This is a genomic window from Chryseobacterium sp. HNCC26DJ239 (assembly GCF_057180445.1).
The window spans coordinates 124525-142367 of record NZ_JBXUGJ010000001.1; the positions used below are offsets into that span (position 1 = coordinate 124525).

Annotated in this window: 22 protein-coding genes; 3 read left to right on the plus strand and 19 right to left on the minus strand. The window is 33.0% G+C overall.

What is annotated here, in order from left to right; translation table 11 throughout:
• Positions 1–13: 13 nt before the first annotated feature.
• The 11 genes from AC2A1D_RS00630 to pepE form a co-directional block, all read right to left on the minus strand.
• Positions 14–532, minus strand: coding sequence for a hypothetical protein (locus AC2A1D_RS00630; RefSeq protein WP_484041734.1), 519 nt, complete (start codon positions 530–532; stop codon positions 14–16).
• 50 nt (positions 533–582) lie between these two features.
• Entirely contained in the window at positions 583–1101 is a 519-nt protein-coding gene (locus AC2A1D_RS00635; protein ID WP_484041735.1) for a hypothetical protein, read from the minus strand.
• Between the two features lie 84 nt (positions 1102–1185).
• Complete coding sequence (gene kdsA / locus AC2A1D_RS00640; RefSeq protein WP_484041736.1) at positions 1186–1995, minus strand: 3-deoxy-8-phosphooctulonate synthase; 810 nt, start codon at positions 1993–1995, stop codon at positions 1186–1188.
• 42 nt (positions 1996–2037) lie between these two features.
• Entirely contained in the window at positions 2038–2565 is a 528-nt protein-coding gene (locus AC2A1D_RS00645) for a DUF1697 domain-containing protein (RefSeq protein WP_484041737.1), read from the minus strand.
• A 17-nt stretch (positions 2566–2582) separates the two neighbouring features.
• Positions 2583–3446: a hypothetical protein gene (locus AC2A1D_RS00650; RefSeq protein WP_484041738.1), complete on the minus strand. Its 864-nt coding sequence runs from the start codon at positions 3444–3446 to the stop codon at positions 2583–2585.
• A complete protein-coding gene (gene radC / locus AC2A1D_RS00655) occupies positions 3443–4120 on the minus strand; it encodes a RadC family protein (protein WP_484041739.1) in 678 nt (225 codons plus the stop codon). The genes AC2A1D_RS00650 and radC overlap by 4 nt, the downstream gene beginning before the upstream one ends.
• Before the next feature lie 16 nt (positions 4121–4136).
• Positions 4137–4703: a murein L,D-transpeptidase catalytic domain-containing protein gene (locus tag AC2A1D_RS00660; RefSeq protein ID WP_484041740.1), complete on the minus strand. Its 567-nt coding sequence runs from the start codon at positions 4701–4703 to the stop codon at positions 4137–4139.
• Between the two features lie 5 nt (positions 4704–4708).
• Complete coding sequence (locus AC2A1D_RS00665) at positions 4709–5377, minus strand: ABC transporter ATP-binding protein (RefSeq protein ID WP_484041741.1); 669 nt, start codon at positions 5375–5377, stop codon at positions 4709–4711.
• Between the two features lie 60 nt (positions 5378–5437).
• A complete protein-coding gene (locus AC2A1D_RS00670) occupies positions 5438–6595 on the minus strand; it encodes a sensor histidine kinase (RefSeq protein ID WP_484041742.1) in 1158 nt (385 codons plus the stop codon).
• A 13-nt stretch (positions 6596–6608) separates the two neighbouring features.
• Positions 6609–7979 carry a D-alanyl-D-alanine carboxypeptidase/D-alanyl-D-alanine endopeptidase gene (dacB, locus tag AC2A1D_RS00675; protein WP_484041743.1) on the minus strand — a complete coding sequence of 457 codons (1371 nt, stop codon included), beginning with the start codon at positions 7977–7979 and terminating at the stop codon, positions 6609–6611.
• 80 nt (positions 7980–8059) lie between these two features.
• Positions 8060–8752, minus strand: coding sequence for a dipeptidase PepE (gene pepE, locus AC2A1D_RS00680; RefSeq protein WP_484041744.1), 693 nt, complete (start codon positions 8750–8752; stop codon positions 8060–8062).
• A 141-nt stretch (positions 8753–8893) separates the two neighbouring features.
• Between pepE and fsa the strand changes: the two genes are divergently transcribed.
• Complete coding sequence (fsa, locus tag AC2A1D_RS00685) at positions 8894–9547, plus strand: fructose-6-phosphate aldolase (RefSeq protein WP_233109850.1); 654 nt, start codon at positions 8894–8896, stop codon at positions 9545–9547.
• 100 nt (positions 9548–9647) lie between these two features.
• On the opposite strand, the gene AC2A1D_RS00690 is transcribed toward fsa, so the two are convergent.
• Together AC2A1D_RS00690 and era are read right to left on the minus strand one after the other, a co-directional pair.
• On the minus strand, positions 9648–10076 hold the full coding sequence (locus tag AC2A1D_RS00690) for a DoxX family protein (RefSeq protein ID WP_484041745.1): 429 nt from the start codon (positions 10074–10076) through the stop codon (positions 9648–9650).
• Positions 10077–10142: 66 nt separating this feature from the next.
• Entirely contained in the window at positions 10143–11018 is an 876-nt protein-coding gene (gene era, locus AC2A1D_RS00695) for a GTPase Era (protein WP_484041746.1), read from the minus strand.
• Positions 11019–11131: 113 nt separating this feature from the next.
• Here era and AC2A1D_RS00700 point away from each other — a divergent pair, with 113 nt between their 5' ends.
• The gene (locus tag AC2A1D_RS00700) at positions 11132–11458 is read left to right on the plus strand and encodes a DMT family transporter (protein WP_484041747.1); all 327 of its coding nucleotides are present in this window, start codon (positions 11132–11134) and stop codon (positions 11456–11458) included.
• A gap of 71 nt (positions 11459–11529) precedes the next feature.
• On the plus strand, positions 11530–12240 hold the full coding sequence (locus AC2A1D_RS00705) for a T9SS type A sorting domain-containing protein (RefSeq protein ID WP_484041748.1): 711 nt from the start codon (positions 11530–11532) through the stop codon (positions 12238–12240).
• Positions 12241–12282: 42 nt separating this feature from the next.
• Here AC2A1D_RS00705 and AC2A1D_RS00710 read toward each other — a convergent pair whose 3' ends face one another.
• From AC2A1D_RS00710 to gpmI, 6 genes are all read right to left on the minus strand, one after another.
• Positions 12283–13050, minus strand: a complete 768-nt coding sequence (locus tag AC2A1D_RS00710) for a class I SAM-dependent methyltransferase (RefSeq protein WP_484041749.1) — start codon at positions 13048–13050, stop codon at positions 12283–12285.
• A 95-nt stretch (positions 13051–13145) separates the two neighbouring features.
• Positions 13146–13616, minus strand: coding sequence for an IS200/IS605 family transposase (tnpA, locus tag AC2A1D_RS00715; protein WP_484041750.1), 471 nt, complete (start codon positions 13614–13616; stop codon positions 13146–13148).
• Between the two features lie 105 nt (positions 13617–13721).
• Positions 13722–14531, minus strand: a complete 810-nt coding sequence (map, locus tag AC2A1D_RS00720; RefSeq protein WP_484041751.1) for a type I methionyl aminopeptidase — start codon at positions 14529–14531, stop codon at positions 13722–13724.
• Positions 14532–14622: 91 nt separating this feature from the next.
• Positions 14623–15054 carry a BT0820 family HAD-type phosphatase gene (locus AC2A1D_RS00725; RefSeq protein WP_484041752.1) on the minus strand — a complete coding sequence of 144 codons (432 nt, stop codon included), beginning with the start codon at positions 15052–15054 and terminating at the stop codon, positions 14623–14625.
• A 96-nt stretch (positions 15055–15150) separates the two neighbouring features.
• The gene (locus tag AC2A1D_RS00730; RefSeq protein WP_484041753.1) at positions 15151–16131 is read right to left on the minus strand and encodes an acyl-ACP desaturase; all 981 of its coding nucleotides are present in this window, start codon (positions 16129–16131) and stop codon (positions 15151–15153) included.
• A 139-nt stretch (positions 16132–16270) separates the two neighbouring features.
• Positions 16271–17812 (minus strand): 2,3-bisphosphoglycerate-independent phosphoglycerate mutase, encoded by a 1542-nt coding sequence (gene gpmI, locus AC2A1D_RS00735; RefSeq protein ID WP_484041754.1) that lies wholly within the window; start codon positions 17810–17812, stop codon positions 16271–16273.
• Positions 17813–17843: the final 31 nt, after the last annotated feature.

A 17843-nucleotide genomic window follows, 5' to 3' on the forward strand; every position in this document is an offset into this window, starting at 1 on the left:
AATTTATTAATTTTTATTTGATAATTCTGCTTTTAAGAAAAATATTTGACCATTCGTCTATAAATTCCTGAGGTAATTTTTTAGCTTTTATCGCCGAAATCGCCATAATAATATCTTTATCACCTTTCACAAAATAATACACTTGAGACTCTGTCGTTTCCGAATCTGAAAACTCTTCAGTTTCTACTGTAAACAAAACATATTCTCTTTCACCGGGTTTATTTCTTGAAATTTCGTTGATGGTAACTCCTTTTGCTTTGTCTAAAGTCATTTTTTTATGACCTTCATACACCGTTTCTAAAGGTACATTTACTGCATTTTTCATGATTAATTTAGTCACGATAATGCTGTAATTTTCCCAATTTTCATGTTCAGGAATGTATTCTAGCATTTTCATCTGCATATTTTGCTTAGAATCGGCAAGTTTCAATTTGTATTTTGCCGGAAATTCTATTTGCAAAGAATCTGTTTTCTGCGAAAAACTAAAAGAAAATATTGAAAAGAAAATGAGAAACGATAGTTTTTTTAACATACAATTAAAAGATAAAAATATTTAGCTAAAACATTAAGATTACGGATAAATTACTCAAACCATTCTTCTATAATAAAGGTAAGCTCTGCTCCTTTAATAAAATTCAATAAACTCATATTTTTGGTTGCGTTTTTATTTTGTAATTCAATAAGATAAAGTAAAGGACTAGCAAAAACACCATCATGATACCAAAACGAAAACCTTTTTGTGGTATAATTTAATTTAAAAAAATCGAGGTGTCTTAAATTACTAATCCCAATAGAATCTTTTTCGAAGGTCTTTAGTTCATTTTTAAATTTAGAAATAAATTCACTTTTATTAATCTTTGGATTATCATTAAAAAACTTATCAATGTGATATTGAGTGAAAAGTTTAGGATTTAATATTCCGGAAGAAATTAAAAGATTTATTTCATTAGTTCCATTACTACAAACAACTTGATTTTCAAAGCTATAACAATTTTTATTTACAATTATTTTATTTGTAAATTTTTGATACTTGGTTTTTTTATATTCAAATTTAAATTCATTGTAAATTAACGAATCTTGTGTTGTCGCAAAACTTTTCATTTGCGACATATAAAAGTTGGTTATCAAGAAAAATGTAAGACCAATTATTTTCAATTTAAAAAGCTTTACAAGTATCAAAAACTTCTACAAAATCGCTTCTCTTACTCTTGTCAATTTCTGAAGAAGGTCTTCTAATAAATCTAGTCTCAACATATTTGCTCCGTCTGACAAAGCTGTTTCAGGAGTTGGATGCGTTTCGATGAAAATTCCGTCTGCACCTACAGCAATTCCTGCTTTTGCAACGGTTTCAATTAAATCTGGTCTACCTCCAGTAACACCAGAACTTTGGTTAGGCTGTTGTAAAGAATGTGTAACATCCAAAATAACGGGAGCATAGTTTCTCATGGTAGGAATTCCTCTGTAATCTACGATTAAATCTGTATATCCAAAAGAATTTCCTCTTTCAATAATCGCCACTTTAGGATTGTTAGAATCTGTCACTTTTTGAACCGCAAATTTCATTGATTCAGGAGATAAAAACTGACCTTTTTTCAATGAAACACATTTTCCAGTTTTTGCAGCGGCAACCAAAAGGTCGGTTTGGCGAACCAAAAATGCAGGAATTTGCAACACGTCTACATATTGAGCAGCCAAAGCTGCATGTTCGTTTTCGTGAATATCTGTGGTCGTTGGAATATTGAAAGTCTCTCCTACTTTTTTCAGAATTTCTAAAGATTTTTCTTCACCAATCGTCGTAAAAGAATCTACTCTACTTCTATTGGCTTTTTTGAAACTTCCTTTAAAAATGTACGGAATTTCGTATTTGTTGGTTAATTCTACTACTTTTTCGGCAATTCTTAAAGCCATGTCTTCGCCTTCAATAATACAAGGACCGGCAATTAGGAAAAAGTTTTTTGAATCTTTGTGATGTATGTTTTCTAAGTACTGAATCATTTTTTTGATATAATTAAAAAGTTCAGTAAAAATACAGAATTTTTAAGTCATTTTTTTGATGACTTTCTCAAAAGTATTTAAATTTCTGCTGGTAAATTGGTCTTTCATGCTTTTTTTACCCAAAATTTTTCCAAAAGTAGAATCTAAAGTATTTCCTTTGGGAACTTGCCAATAAAAATAACCGTTTACCATTTTTGCTTCTTCATTTTCTGTTTTTAAAGAATTTTGAAATTCTTTCATTAAAGTATTTTCAAAATCTGAGTTGCAGACAAAAGCGTAAATATGCAAACTTTCATCTTTCTGAAAAGGATTATTTCCAAGGCATTCCGTTACTTCAACTTGCGATTTAACAAAAAGAAAAGCTTCATAATCAAAATGTTCAGACATCACTTTTTCGAGTAATGGTTTTAATTCTTCAACATTTTTTTCAGACGAAAAAATTATATTTCCAGAAGCCAAAACAGAAATCACATTTTTCATTCCAGCATTTTCAAAAACCTTGCAAACATCGGCCATTTTCATGTTGGTTCCTTTTACATTTACGCCACGGAGGAAAGCACAGAATTTCATGGGTTTAAAAAGTTACGTTATACCAATTTAGTTAAAAATTTATTCTGAAGAAAAGGATATTCTGCCAATTCTGCTCCAAAACTTTTGAAAAAAACTTCAATTCCACGGATATTTCCTCCCATAAAATTGAAAATTTTCTGCTCTATATTTTGTTCTAAAATTTTATCAATAAGAAACGATGCTCCGTTTTCAGAAATCATTTTCTCATCATTAATTAAAGCCAAAAGATGAAGTTCATTTTTTTCTTCAATCACAACAGCAAGATTTATTATTTGGGTTTCTTTATAAGCGCCAAAAAAATTCACCGCTTTTTTCTCGTTCAAAAAAGTAATATAATCTTCCAATTTTGCGTAATCGCTTTCAGAAAGACCTTTGTAATTATTTTTGATAAAATGTAAGATTTCTGCACTCAATTTCAGTTCAGAAAACTCTAAATATTGCGCCATTTTTACGGTAGATTTCCTGCCTTTAAAATATTTTTTTCTTCTCAGAAAAGCATATTCTGTAATTGGAACTTTATAGTTTTTTCGGCTTTCTAAAATTGTTTTAAATCTATTTTTATCATTAAAATTATAAAGAAATACGAGGAATTTCCCCCTTAAATACTGTAAAAATTTTTCGTTTAATTCTGAATTATCTTCTTTAGAAAAAACCCCTAATTGCTGACAAAACAAAGGCATGTGAACAAAATTGAATCCAAATTTTTTCTTTAAATGTACAGGCATTACCGCTTCGTAATCATTCCAAACTAAAAGCTGCCAATTTCCTGAAAGATGGTCAAGAATTTCTTTCTGTGCATACCAATTTTTCTGCGCAGAATGATTGATGCATTGCGTATATTTTTCAAAATCAATTTCGTGATACTTTACTGTTTTAATCATATCAAACCTTCGTCTGCAAAACTCAAATACGAATTTTGAGTGATAATTAAATGGTCTAAAAGCTGAATATTCAACAATTCTCCCGCTTCTTTTATTTTTTTTGTGATGCCAATATCTTCTTGGCTTGGCTTTAAATTTCCTGAAGGATGGTTGTGCGAAACGATAATTCCGGTAGCAAAATGGTCCATCGCAATTTTGAACAGTACGCGCAAATCTACCAACGATTGATTGATTCCGCCTTGCGTAAGTTGCGAAATATGCAACACTCTATTATTTTGATTTAAAAATAACACCCAAAATTCTTCTGTTCTTAAATCTGATAAATGAATTTTTAGAACTTTATACGCATCTTTACTGCTTCCAATTTGTGGTTTTTCAGGAATTTCTTGTGAAGCTCTTCTTCTCCCAATTTCCAAAGCTGTCGCAATAGAAATGGCTTTTACTTCGCCTACTCCTTTAAATTTCATTAAATCTTTCACGGTAAGCAAACTCAATTGATGCCAATTATTTTCAACCGAAGCAAGAATTCTTCTGGCTAATTCTACAGCAGTTTCGTCTCTGCTTCCGCTTCCCATAATGATGGCTAGAAGTTCAGAATCCGACAACGAATTTTTACCTTTTAATAAAAATTTTTCTCTAGGTCTGTCGTCTTCTGCTAAAAATTTAATAGACATCTTCTACAGTTTTTGATTAATAAAATGCGTACAAAATAACCGTTTTCGAAGAACTGTCGAGATATTTTGCAGTCTCTTGAAAAGCCTTTTGAGAAAGCATTGGGCAACCCAAACTTAAACAAGCCGGCGTTTCAGATTCTTTATCCGAAACACATCCCAAAGAATGCAACACAATTGCACGTTTTCTAGCATTAGAATTTGTAGAATCTAGCCCGTCTAAACGATACGATTTCCCAAACTGACCTTTGTAAGATTCTTTAATTTCGTATTTTCCTAAAGAAGATTGGTAAGAATTTTCCGTATTGCTGAACTTCAATTGTCCGTCACCACCAGAACCTGAACCATGAGAAACAATTGCCGATTGTAAAATTTTATCATTTTTAAGGTCGTACACAAAATACCTGTATTTGCCTGATTTTATTTTAAAATTAATAAAAACCGCAATGTCTTGGTTGTACTTTTTGTCTTTCAAAAATGTTTTTAGTTCAGAAACTTTTTCTTTCGGAATCTGCACAGATATGTTCTGTGAACGACCTTCACAGCTCATCAAAAACAGAATCAACAAAAGAAGAAGTTTTTTCACGACATTTATTCTACAATTAAACCATCTACCATTACCAGTTTTCTGTCGGTAATTTCGGCAAGATTAGGGTTGTGCGTTACAATAACAAAAGTTTGGTTGTATTTGTCTCTCAAATCAAAAAACAAACGGTGAAGGTCATCCGCATTTTTTGAATCTAAATTTCCTGTAGGCTCATCCGCAAAAATAATTTTTGGCGAATTGATTAGTGCTCTTGCAACCGCAACACGCTGTGCTTCACCACCAGAAAGTTGCGAAGGTTTATGGTCTAAACGATGTTCAATTTTCAAATCTCTAAAAATAGATTCGGCTTTTTCAATCGCTTCTTTTTCATTTGAACCTGCAATTTTTGTAGGCAAAAGAACGTTTTCTAACGCCGTAAATTCAGGTAAAAGTTGATGAAACTGAAAGACAAAGCCAATATTTTGATTTCTGAATTTAGAAATCTGTTTGTCGTTCATATTGATAAAAGATTCGCCGGCAATGGCAATCTCTGTGTTGTTTTCTTTTGGGTTTGAAGGACTATCAAGCGTACCCAAAATTTGCAGAAGTGTAGATTTTCCTGCACCAGATTCTCCCACAATAGATACCACTTCACCTACTTTAATATGAAGGTCAACTCCTTTCAAAACCTCTAAACTTCCGTAAGATTTACGGATATTGGTTGCTTTAATCATGCTTCAAAAATAGTGATTTTTTTTGCTTAAATATTTCTGATTTACTTCTCTTCTAAGAAATTATCCTTTTCTAATAGAAATTCTAAAAGTAGTTCCTTTTCCTACTTCTGTTTGTGCAATTTTGATGTCTCCATTATGATATTCCTGCACTACTCTTTTCGCAAGACTTAACCCTAAACCCCAACCACGTTTTTTTGTAGAATACCCAGGTTTAAAGGCATTTCTCGCTTGTTGATTGGTAATTCCGCTGCCGTTGTCTTTTACTTCTATCAAGATATTTTTATTTCTTTCTAACATCCAAATTTGTAAATTTCCTTCGCCTTTCATCGCATCAACAGCGTTTTTTACTAAGTTTTCAATTACCCAACTGATTAGAATTTTATTATGAGGAATCAAAACATCATACATTGGTAAATGCAGCGAAAAATCAATTTTTCTGGAAATTCTGGTTTTTAGATAGTCATAATTTTCAACAATCGTTTGGTTCAGATTCATGTCATTAAGTTCCGGAACAGAACCAATTTTTGAAAATCTTTCTGAAATTGTTCTTAATCTTTCAATATCTTTTTCGATTTCAAGAACGCCTTCAGAATCGGGCGTTTCAAGTTTCATAATTTCCATCCAACCAATCATTGAAGATAGCGGCGTTCCGATTTGATGTGCGGTTTCTTTTGCCAAACCTGCCCAAAGATAACCTTCATCAGTCTTTTTCATCGTTCTTAAAAACCAAAAAGAAAACAGAAAATAACTAAGAATGAAGAAACCTAAAATGTATGGAAAATATTGAATATTATTTAACAAAACCGAATTATCATAATACACAAACTGATTATCTCCCTTCGGAATTTTAATTTCAATAGGAGGATAATGTTTCGCCATCTCTTTCGCTAAAGTCAGTATTTCTCTATCATCATTTTCTACTTCTTTTGGTAGATTTTTATGCCCCATAATGTTATCATTCTTATCTAAAAGAATTAACGGAATGGTATTATTTGAGCTATAAATCTGCAGAAGCAATTCTTGAACCTCTAAATTAGGGTCGCTATATTCCTGCTGAAATTTCATGGCACTTACTAAAATATCAACCCTTTTAATTTCCTCCTTTCGAAGAAAATTAATAAGAATTGTAGTCGCAATAACGAAAGTAAGAACCACTATTGTAATTAAAACAAATACAACCCAGTTATTCATTCTTGATAAAAACGGACGGCTTTTCATGAAGCTAATGTAATTATTTTAAAACATTCAGTATTTTTTGAAGTTCTGCACTTCCACTTCCTTGATAATTATTGATGATGATTGAAAAAACATAATTTTTTCCGTCTTTTGAAGTGTGAAACCCTGCAAAAGATTTGGTATCTCTCATCGTTCCGCTTTTCATTTTAAGACCATTATCTTGCGTAGGAAAACCTTCGTAATATGCCGCAAACCAAGCTTGTTTTTTTGCATACAACAAAGCCTGAACTTCTGCTTTTGCAGAGACATAATTTTGAGGTGAAAGTCCGCTTCCATCAGCAAAATTAATCATGTTTACATTAATCCCTTTCGACTTCCAGAAATCTGTTAGATAAGAAACTCCGGCTTTAAATGAAGGGTCGTTTTTCTTCTCTTTTCCTAAGGTTTTAATAAAATTTTCACCGTACAAATTCACCGATTTTCTTAAAAACCAGTACACAATTTTATCTAAACTAGGAGATTCGTACGTGAAGAAAATATTATTTTTAGGCGTTTCTAAAGCTTTTTTTCCTTGAATTTCCAATTGTGCATTGGTCATCACATTTCCTGAAAATTCAATTCCAGATTCTTTCAACCATTGTGCAACTTCTGAACCCAATTGTAAAGGCGGATTCGGCACAGAACCAGAAACTGTAAGCGATTTTGCAGGTAAAGTTCCATTGATTAAAGCTACATCAGAATGTGGTGCTGTAAATACCAAACTTTGGTCTGAACTTCCGCCAACTTTCACATCGTTCAACCATTTTACGCCAACTAAAGGATAGGAAAAGCTTTTAATTGTGTTTCCATTCATATTCATGTCAAATTGGTTTTCTCGCCAATTCACACCCCAAACTCCAGCTCCGTAATAATTTCCTAAATCGTCCCATGGCCAACCTCCAGGAATGGTTTGATGGTCGAAATAAGAATCATCAATAATCAAATCTCCAGAAATTTTCTTAATTCCAGCTTTTTTGATGGCTTCCATAAACTTTTGCTTGAAATTCTCAGGTTTATATCCTTCATATCTCCAACTTCCTAATGTTGGGTCGCCATTGGACGTGATGAAAAGGTTTCCGTTCAAATTTCCTGAAGAAATTGTCCCTGAATAAGAAGAATTAGTTTTGTAAGTATAATTTTTTCCTAACGTTTCTAAAGCTGCGGCTGCCGTAAAAATTTTCTGCGTAGAAGCGGTAGAAAGCCCTTTATTTCCGTTGTATTCGTAAATTAAATTTCCTGATTCATCTGCTACGTAAAAAGAAAGATTCGAAGAAATTGCCAACGAAGAATTCATCAGACTTTTTGTGGCATCATCTAATTTTTGTGTAATATTCTGCGCAAAAAATATTTGAGTAGAAAAAACCGACAGCAAAATATATTTTTTCATAAATAAATTTCTGGAAATGAAACTTTTATAATTATTTAAATGTATTCAGAAACAAATTCTTTAATTCCTTTAAAATTTGATTACAGCTCAGTTCCTGCTTCAATTTCATAAGGTTCTTTTCCTTTCTCGAAAACCCTCGTCAATTCACTTCCTTGAACGGTAATTTTATTGCCCATTCTTCTTACCCAATTTCCTTCGCGAAGACCAACAACTTTGGTGTCGTTTTGAGATAAAAACTCTAAAATTCGAGTTTCTCTGGTTTCTCCATTGTGTTTCAGTTCTGGATGAGGATCTAAATAATGCGCATTAATATTGAAAGGAACCAATCCCATACAATCAAAACTTGGAGGATAAACAATTGGCATATCATTCGTGGTTTTCATATTTAAACCAGCAATATTGCTTCCTGCGCTGCAACCAAGATAAGGTTTTCCATTTTCTACATTTTGTTTTAAAACAGACATCAAATTCTCTTCATGCAACGTTTTAACGAGCAAAAAAGTATTTCCACCGCCTGTAAAATATCCTTTTGCGGTTTGTAAAGCTTCTATTTTGTTTTCAAACTCATGCAAACCTTTCACTCTAATATTTATAGTATCAAAAAAAGATCTTGCAATATCTGTGTATTCGTCGTGAGACATTCCGTTGGGTCTTGCGAAGGGAACGAAAATAATTTCGTCGATCCCTTTGTATAAATCGATTAATTCGTCTCTTAGATAATCCAAAAATTCGCCGCCAAAAAGTACGGACGTAGAAGCTAAAATGATATTCATTACTTTAATTTTAGTAAAAACAATGTGTTTTCAAATTTGTTTAAAAACAAAGATAACTAAAACTGAGAATTCATGCGCCACAAGAAAAATTCTTTGTAAAGGATTGTTTATCTTTGTAAGTATTAATTCTAATTATACGAAATGAAATTTTTTATCGACACTGCTAATTTGGAGCAGATAAAAGAAGCAAAAGACCTAGGAATTTTGGATGGCGTTACAACCAACCCATCTTTAATGGCAAAAGAAGGAATTCAGGGTGCTGAAGCAATCAAAAACCATTACAAAGCGATTTGTGAAATCGTAGATGGAGATATTTCTGCAGAAGTACTTTCTACAACCTACGAAGAAATGATTAAAGAAGGAGAAGAATTGGCAGCAATTCATCCAAACATTGTAGTGAAAATCCCGATGATTAAAGACGGTATCAAAGCTTTGAAATATTTTTCTGATAAAGGAATTAAAACCAACTGTACTTTAATTTTCTCTCCTGGACAAGCACTTTTAGCAGCAAAAGCGGGTGCAACTTACGTTTCTCCGTTCTTGGGAAGATTAGACGATATTACGACAGATGGTTTGAATTTGATTCAAGAAATCAGATTGATTTTTGATAACTATATGTATGAAACTGAAATTCTTGCAGCTTCAATTCGTCATTCAATGCATATTATTGACTGTGCTAAAATTGGTGCAGATGTAATTACGTCGCCACTTCCTCCAATCTTGAGCTTGCTTAAACATCCTTTAACAGACAGCGGATTGGCTCAGTTTATTGCAGACTCTCAGAAATTAGCATAATTAATTTGAGATTTTAAATTAAAACTTCAAATTGTCATCAAAATAAAAAATCCCGAAACAAAGCTGTTTCGGGATTTTTTTTATTCATGTAAAATACTTTTTACCATTCAGAAGCTCTTCTTCGTTTTTCAATCATATAATCAACGGAAATTTTGCCTGCTCCCAACGTTATAATGATGCTATAAATAGAAAGATAGAGCAAACTCATCTCTTTTTTATCAAAACCTTCGGTTCCAAGAACTACAAAAGCCGCAATTGCCATGGTGAAAATTAAAAAACCTGCTGCAACTCTTGTAAACAATCCTAGAATAAGGAATATTGAACAAACAAACTCTGCAAAAACAGTTAAGATTAACGTTACTTTTGATCCTAATCCCAAGAAATCGAAAAACTCAATATTTCCACCTTCAATAAGGGTTTGAAGCTTTGGAAAACCGTGAGAAAGCATAGCAAAACCTACAAACAATCTTACGATGAAAATTACGATGTCAAAAATTAATGGATTAGTTTTTACGTTTTGATAATTCATTGAGTAAAAATTTAGATTAATACGAATGCAAATCTTTTACCACAACGATTATTATTGAGTTTTCGTTTATCTATATCCAAAATTTTTCAAATCTCGGTCGTTTTTCCTCCAATCTTTTTTCACTTTTACGAAAAGATTAAGGTGAATTTTTTTAGCGAAGAATTTCTCTAAATCTAGTCTTGCTTCTGTTCCCACTTTCTTGATTGCCTCACCTTTATGACCAATAATGATTCCTTTTTGGGTGTCTCTTTCCACATAAATAATAGAATCGATGAAGATAATTCCTTCTTTTTCTTTGAACATTTCTGTTACCACTTCCACCGAATACGGAATTTCTTTGTCGTAGTTCAAAAGAATTTTTTCTCTAATGGCTTCATTTACGAAGAAACGTTCCGGCTTATCGGTGTACATATCTTTATCATAATATGGCGGGTTTTCCGGCAACATCGACTTTAATTTCGGCAAAATAATATCAGTATTGAAAGCATTCAGCGCTGAAATTGGAAGAATTTCTGCTTTAGGAATTCTCTCGTGCCATTCTGCAACCATTTTTTCTAGTCCTTCTTGGTTGGTTTGGTCTACCTTATTTAAAAGTAAAAGTACCGGAACCGGAATTTTATTCAGTTTATCAATCAAAAATTCTGATGGCTCTGCTTTATCGGTAACATCTACAATGAAAAGAAAAACATCTGCATCTTGCAAAGAATCTTTCACAAAATCCATCATTTTTTCTTGCAAGCCGTATTTTGGGTCCAAAACTCCAGGCGTATCCGAAAAGACAATCTGAAGGTCTTCCTCATTATAAATTCCAAAAATTCTATGACGTGTTGTTTGGGCTTTCTGCGTTACAATCGCCAACTTCTCTCCCATCAATGCGTTAAGAAGTGTAGATTTTCCTGCATTAGGCTTTCCAACGATATTTACAAATCCTGCTTTGTGCATGTATTTTATTTACAATTTAATATTTAAAGTTTTGCAAAGGTAGTAAAACAAATCCATCTGCAATTTTTGACGGAACTTAGTTTTCTGTATTTTTGATTTTTTAAATCTAAACAATGAACTGGATTATTTTAGTAATTGCGGGCTTATTTGAAGTTGCTTTCGCCTCTTGCCTCGGAAAAGTAAAAGAAACAAGCGGAACCACGATGTATCTTTGGTTTGCAGGGTTTTTAATTTCACTCACAATCAGCATGCTTCTTCTGATAAAAGCTACCCAAACTTTACCCATCGGAACCGCGTACGCAGTTTGGACCGGAATTGGCGCCGTCGGAACGGTTTTAATGGGAATTTTCTTTTTCAAAGACCCTGTAAGTTTTTGGCGAATTTTCTTTATCGTTACTTTAATCGGTTCTGTTGTTGGTTTAAAAGCGGTTTCTCATTAATTTAATAAATGCAAAGAATTTAATTTTTATCACTTATGGAAGAATAGTTTTTTGTAATTTTAAAGAAAAATATGAAAAAAACTTTACTCCTATTAACTTTGATGAGCAACTTTATTTTTGCTCAAAACCCTGACCTTTTTAGTAACAATTGGTATATTTCGCAGGTTGTTATTAATAATCAGACAATCACTGCACCAGTAATGCAATTGCCAATTGGAGAATCTTTTTTTCAAAATGCTGGAGGTGTGTACAATTTTAATTCAAAATATTTCAATATGGCAGCAGTTAGTTTAACGTTTAATACGTTGACTGATAGTTTTACAAAGTTAGGAGGAAGCTGTACATTAGCAGTTTATAATGGTACAAATGTTGCGACAGCTCAAGCTTTTGATGGAAGCAATTGTAATTTTTATCTTGATTCGACAGGAGGAAGTATTTATAATTATCAGATTATAAATAATGGAAGTTCTAAAACACTTATCATAACAAATCCCACAACTGGAAACCAAATTTATTACAATAATTATTACATTTATTTAGGAACGAAAAATAATATTCTTAAGAAAAATCTCAAATTTTATCCGAATCCTGCGAAAGATTTTTTAACGATAGAAAATATTGAAAGAAATTTAAAATTAAATATATTTGAAATTTCTGGTAAACTTGTTTATGAAACATTGACTTCCGACACATCAATGAGAGTTGATATCAGTCATTTTCAAAAAGGACAATATATTATGATGATTGAAAATCATAAACCTGAATTTTTTATAAAAGACTAATTTCAACCAATGTAAATAAAAAAGTGCCTCAAAAAAGGCACTTTATTTTTTATATACTAAAGGAAGAATTTCATTATGTCTTAACCCATATTTTTTGATTTCCGCATCCGAAAACTTCTGCGAATAAAAATTGGCATCAACTTCAAAACCTGCTTTCCTTAAACGATCGAAATAATCCATTCCGTACCAACGAACGTGATCGTATTGCCCGAAATGTTTCTGTCTTTCTTTTGGATCGGTAATTGAAAAATCTTCATACGTTTTCTCTAAAGAATTTTTCATCGGAACTTGCAAAATTCCCCAACCTCCTGGTTTTAGAATTCTATAGAGCTCACTCATCGCTTTAGCATCATCCTGAATATGTTCTAAAACGTGGTTGCAAAATACCACATCAAAACTTTCATCCGCAAAAGGAAGATCCAGAATATTGGCTTTTACATCTACAATTGGCGAAAAAAGATCTGCCGAAATGTAATCTAGATTTCTCATTGTTTTGAACTTCCTCAAAAATTCTTGCTCTGGAGCAATATGCAGAACTTTATAATTTTTTGTAAAAAAATCTGTCTCATTTTGAAGATACAGCCACATTTGTCTATGTCTTTCAAGGCTTAAAGTTCCGGGAGAAAGTGCATTTTCACGTTGTTTTCCGTATCCGTAAGGCAAAAATTTTCTGTACGATTTTCCATCTATAGGATCGTAAAAATTATCGCCTTTAAAAAACTGATAGATAAGTGGTCTCGCCCAAATACTCATTTTAATAAGTGCAGGACGAGGAATTTTGTTTAGTAAAAGTTTGGTAATCTTTTTCAATTTTTATTTTATAAGAAGCTGCGAAGCAGCGATATATTGGTAGTAATAATATTATTGCTTTGAACAAAGGAGGTGCGAAGCACCGAAATGTAGGTTTAAATTAAATCATTAAAAATATAATCTTCGTTATAATTAACTTCAAATTTATTCAAAAAATCTAAATATTCTTCTCTAAATGATTTTTTATGATGATGCTTTTCTTGATTATTAATATAATTTATAACATCCGACAGTTGAGATTTACCGTATGAAAACGCTCCGTATCCTTTTTGCCATTCAAATCTAAATGGTAGAAATCTTTTTTCGTTAATGAATTTTGACGAATTAGACTTTATTTCGTTTACTAAACTGGAAATTGATTGATTGGGTCTTAGTCCTATAAGAATATGAATGTGGTCGGGCATTCCATTAATACAAATCAATTTATGATTATTGTTTTGGATAATTCCTGTAACATATTTGTAAAGTTCTTCTTTCCAGTTTGTCTGAATTAGGGCATCCCTAAATTTAACTGCAAAAATGAGTTGAATATGGATTTGCGTATAAGTTGCGTTTGATTCGGACATAAAAACCAATATGTCGGTGCTTCGCACCTCTTTTAAAAATATTAATTACGATTCTACCAACATTTCGCGGCTTCGCCACTTCAAAACAACTATTGTCTAATTCATTTAAAAATCCAATTGAAAAGCTTTTTCTTCATCACTTACAATTCCCAAAGCTTCGTAAATATAATCGAATGTTGAAAGCAATACTGGTTTACCATTGATTACAGCAACATCGTGCTCGAAATGAGCCGAAGGTTTGTTGTCCAACGTTGTTACCGTCCAACCATCATTATGGAACTTTACTTTTTCAGTTCCAAGGTTAACCATGGGTTCGATTGCGATTGTTAAACCATCTTTAATTACTTTACCACTTCCCTGCCTACCATAGTTAGGAACTTGAGGATCTTCGTGCATTTGTCTTCCCAAACCATGTCCTACCAATTCTTTTACCACACCGTATCCTTCTTTTTCACAGTGATTTTGGATCGCAAAAGAAATATCGCCAATTCTTTTTCCTCTAATACATTGTTCAATCCCTTTGTATAAAGATTCTTTGGCAACTTTTAGTAATTTTTTGGTTTCGGGAGCTACTTCTCCAATTTCAAAAGTATAGGCGTGATCTCCTACAAAACCATTCAAGATAGCGCCACAATCTACAGAAAGTACATCGCCTTCTTTAATTTCTTCTTTCGTTGGAAAACCATGAACCACCTGTTCGTTTGGAGAAATACAAAGTGAATACGGAAAACCTCCGTATCCTAAAAATGCTGGTTCAGCACCGTGATCTTTGATAAAATCGTGAGCAAGCTTATCTAAATAAAGTGTAGTAATCCCTGGTTTTATTTCTTTAGCAATCATTCCTAAAGTTTTAGAAACCAATCTTGCACTTTCTTTCATTAGACGAAGCTCGTCTATATTTTTTAAATGAATCATTATTCTAAAAATGTAACAATCTAGCAGTGTATCAGTGTAACAATGGCTGATTGGTAGATCGTTATATTAGTAAATTGTTACATTGGATTGTTTACCAAAACAATCCTTTTTTCTTTTCTTTTTTCAATTTTGAATAGGCTAAAACTTCGCCACCCTCCACACGGAATTCTATTCTTTGTGTAATAATATTGTAAATTTCTCCCCACCCAGGAAAACCGCCAATATTTCTGTCGTCTATAAACCAATCTGCATCTATTTTTCTAGATTGCGTTTCAGAGTCAAAAACTTCTCCTTCAAAGCTTGAATTTACTGCGTAAAATTCAATTCCATTTTTTCTGCAAAATTCAATGGCGTCTTCAAGAGCCTGCCCATGTCGATACGTCCACAAAATAAGTCTATATCCTTCAGATTGTAACTTTTTTAGAGTCTCAAATGCAAAAATTTTAGCTTTTCCAACTGCAGGATATGCGTCGTCAACAACAGTTCCGTCGAAGTCTACTGCAATTTTTTTATTGTTCATCATTATTGTCTGAGTTTAACAGCGCAAAGATACTAATAAAAATAAAAGAGTGCGACATTGCTGCTGCACTCTTATTTATAAAATAGTGTTAAATACTAACTAACTTTTAACCCAATTAAACTGAAACTGTAAATCTGGCGTTGAGATTCTGTCTGTAATTTTTTGAAGTCTTGATGGTAATTTCATCAAATATTCTTGTGCTTTTTCTGCTTTTTCATTAAGCCCTTTTACGTGCTCAATTTTCCATTCATCAAGAAGGTCTTTCAAAATATTAATGTAATCTTGCCCTGTATACACCATACATCTTTGTGCTGCATCTGAGAAATGTCCCCAAAGTTCTCCTGCCATTTGACCCGATTGTCTCATCATGTGAGCAGGCATAACGATTTTTTTACGCATCATATCTTCGAATGCTAAAATCATTTCTGAAGGATCAATTTCTAAAATTTTTGCTACGAAATGTTTGTAGGCTTTTGCGTGTCTTGCCTCGTCGGCAGCAATTACACCACACATTTTTGCTAATTTTCCGTTTCCAGATTGCTTTGCAAGAGTTCCTACTCTTCTGTGCGAAATGTTAGTTGCCGTTTCTTGGAAACTTGTATATACGAAGTTTCTGTAAGGATCCATACTTGTTCCTAAATCGAAACCGTCATTAATTAAATATTGAGTAGTAATTTCTACTTCCCTCATATTTACTCTTCCGCAAAGGTAAAGGTACTTGTTCAAAAGATCACCGTGTCTGTTTTCTTCGGCAGTCCAAGCTCTTACCCAGTTTGCCCAACCGATTTCCTTTTTTTCTTGATCTACACCATCAACACCCATTAACCAAGATTCGTATGAAGGCAAAGCTTCTTCTGTAATACAGTCACCAATAAGTGTTACGAAAAGATCATAAGGCATTTCACGAGCGAAAGTTTGAATTTCTTCTAAATCATATTTAAAATCTGCACTTGATGGGTCTGGAAGAAAGTCTGAAGGTTGCCAAATCTTTTCGATTGGCGTTAAAAATTTATCGAGAAAAGAACCGACTTCCTTTTCTAAATTAGCCATTACTTCTTTCCTAACCAAGTGTTGATACATTCTAAATTAATTTTTATGAGGTACAAAGATAAGATTTAATTTATTATTTGTGACATAATAAAGGGAGAGTTATGATGCATATCATAAAAGACCGCTATTTTCATAACGGTCTTCTTTGTTTTATATTGTTTGGTAAAGACTAGTCAACAAGAATATTTCCCGTCATTACTGCTGGGATTTCTACACCCATTACTTTTAAAATGGTTGGAGCCATATCTCCTAATTTCCCTGGCTTTAAATTCCAGTTATGGTCTTTATCCATTACGATTAAAGGAACCAAGTTGGTCGAATGTTGTGTATTTGGTGTTCCATCAGGATTCATCATTACATCAGAATTACCATGGTCTGCAAGAATAAATACAGTATAACCGTGCTCATAAGCCATTGTCGCTACTTTTTCGATACATTTATCAACCGTTTCTGCTGCTTTTACTGCCGCTTCAAAAACTCCTGTGTGACCCACCATATCCGTATTGGCAAAATTTAAGCAAACAAAATCTGCTGTTTCATTTTCAAGTTCCGGAAGAATAGCGTTTGTAATATCGTAAGCAGACATTTCCGGCTTCAAATCGTAGGTTGGAACATCTTTCGGACTTGGACAAAGCAATCTTTTCTCTCCATTAAATTCTTCTTCTCTACCTCCAGAAAAGAAAAACGTTACGTGAGGATATTTTTCTGTCTCTGCAATTCTAATTTGAGTTTTACCGTTTTTTTCTAAAACTTCACCCATTGTTTCCTGTAAAACGTTTTCATCAAAAACTACATGTACGTTTTGGTAGGTTTTATCATAATTCGTTAAGGTAACATAATAAAGATCCAATTTTTTCATGTCGAAATCCGGATAATCGTGTTGGCAAAGAACTTCTGTAATCTCACGTCCTCTATCTGTACGGAAGTTGAAGCAAATTACCACATCTCCATCTACAATTTTAGCCACTGGAATAATTTCTCCCGCTTCGCTATATTTTGTAAGAATAATTGGTTTGATGAATTCATCTGTTACATTCGCATCATAAGAAGCTTGAATTGCCGCTAAAGCATCGGTAGTTTGCTCGCCAATTCCGGCAGTCATTGCATCATACGCTAATTTTACACGCTCCCATCTTCTGTCTCTATCCATTGCAAAATATCTTCCTACGATACTTGCCAATTCGCCGGTAGTTTCAGACATGTGCTGTTGCAATTCTTTAATGAAACCCAATCCAGAAAGCGGATCACAATCTCTACCATCAGTAAATGCATGAACGTAAACGTTTTCGTCTAATCCGAAATTTTTTGCAGCCGTTAAAAGACCTTTTAAATGATTGATATGTGAATGTACACCCCCATTTGAAACCAAACCAATAAAGTGTACTTTTTTGCTTTCTCTTTTAGCGTAGTCAAAAGCATCAACAATCGCTTTTTCATGGCCTAAAGTTCCGTTTTCTACCGCCATGTTGAGCTTTACAAGGTTTTGGTAAACTACTCTACCTGCACCCAAATTCATGTGACCAACTTCAGAATTTCCCATTTGACCTTCTGGTAAACCCACAGCAAGACCACTTGCTTCTAAAGTTGTATGCGGAAATTTTTGATAACAACTATCCATAAACGGAGTATTGGCTTTTTCGATTGCTGAAACATCCGGATTCATTCCCAATCCCCATCCGTCAAGGATCGCTAATATTGCTTTTTTTGACATTCTTTGAAAATTTTAACAAACAAATGTATTT

Bases quoted from the DNA above. Each gene is read 5' to 3' on its own strand.
- AC2A1D_RS00645 (WP_484041737.1), bottom strand. From the start codon at position 2,565: ATGAAATTCTGTGCTTTCCTCCGTGGCGTAAATGTAAAAGGAACCAAC.
- pepE (WP_484041744.1), bottom strand. From the start codon at position 8,752: ATGAATATCATTTTAGCTTCTACGTCCGTACTTTTTGGCGGCGAATTT.
- radC (WP_484041739.1), bottom strand. From the start codon at position 4,120: ATGTCTATTAAATTTTTAGCAGAAGACGACAGACCTAGAGAAAAATTT.
- tnpA (WP_484041750.1), bottom strand. From the start codon at position 13,616: ATGTCCGAATCAAACGCAACTTATACGCAAATCCATATTCAACTCATT.
- AC2A1D_RS00730 (WP_484041753.1), bottom strand. From the start codon at position 16,131: ATGTATCAACACTTGGTTAGGAAAGAAGTAATGGCTAATTTAGAAAAG.
- era (WP_484041746.1), bottom strand. From the start codon at position 11,018: ATGCACAAAGCAGGATTTGTAAATATCGTTGGAAAGCCTAATGCAGGA.
- dacB (WP_484041743.1), bottom strand. From the start codon at position 7,979: ATGAAAAAATATATTTTGCTGTCGGTTTTTTCTACTCAAATATTTTTT.
- AC2A1D_RS00700 (WP_484041747.1), top strand. From the start codon at position 11,132: ATGAACTGGATTATTTTAGTAATTGCGGGCTTATTTGAAGTTGCTTTC.
- fsa (WP_233109850.1), top strand. From the start codon at position 8,894: ATGAAATTTTTTATCGACACTGCTAATTTGGAGCAGATAAAAGAAGCA.
- AC2A1D_RS00650 (WP_484041738.1), bottom strand. From the start codon at position 3,446: ATGATTAAAACAGTAAAGTATCACGAAATTGATTTTGAAAAATATACG.
- AC2A1D_RS00635 (WP_484041735.1), bottom strand. From the start codon at position 1,101: ATGAAAAGTTTTGCGACAACACAAGATTCGTTAATTTACAATGAATTT.
- AC2A1D_RS00665 (WP_484041741.1), bottom strand. From the start codon at position 5,377: ATGATTAAAGCAACCAATATCCGTAAATCTTACGGAAGTTTAGAGGTT.
- AC2A1D_RS00725 (WP_484041752.1), bottom strand. From the start codon at position 15,054: ATGATGAACAATAAAAAAATTGCAGTAGACTTCGACGGAACTGTTGTT.
- AC2A1D_RS00705 (WP_484041748.1), top strand. From the start codon at position 11,530: ATGAAAAAAACTTTACTCCTATTAACTTTGATGAGCAACTTTATTTTT.
- kdsA (WP_484041736.1), bottom strand. From the start codon at position 1,995: ATGATTCAGTACTTAGAAAACATACATCACAAAGATTCAAAAAACTTT.
- AC2A1D_RS00630 (WP_484041734.1), bottom strand. From the start codon at position 532: ATGTTAAAAAAACTATCGTTTCTCATTTTCTTTTCAATATTTTCTTTT.
- AC2A1D_RS00690 (WP_484041745.1), bottom strand. From the start codon at position 10,076: ATGAATTATCAAAACGTAAAAACTAATCCATTAATTTTTGACATCGTA.
- gpmI (WP_484041754.1), bottom strand. From the start codon at position 17,812: ATGTCAAAAAAAGCAATATTAGCGATCCTTGACGGATGGGGATTGGGA.
- AC2A1D_RS00670 (WP_484041742.1), bottom strand. From the start codon at position 6,595: ATGAAAAGCCGTCCGTTTTTATCAAGAATGAATAACTGGGTTGTATTT.
- map (WP_484041751.1), bottom strand. From the start codon at position 14,531: ATGATTCATTTAAAAAATATAGACGAGCTTCGTCTAATGAAAGAAAGT.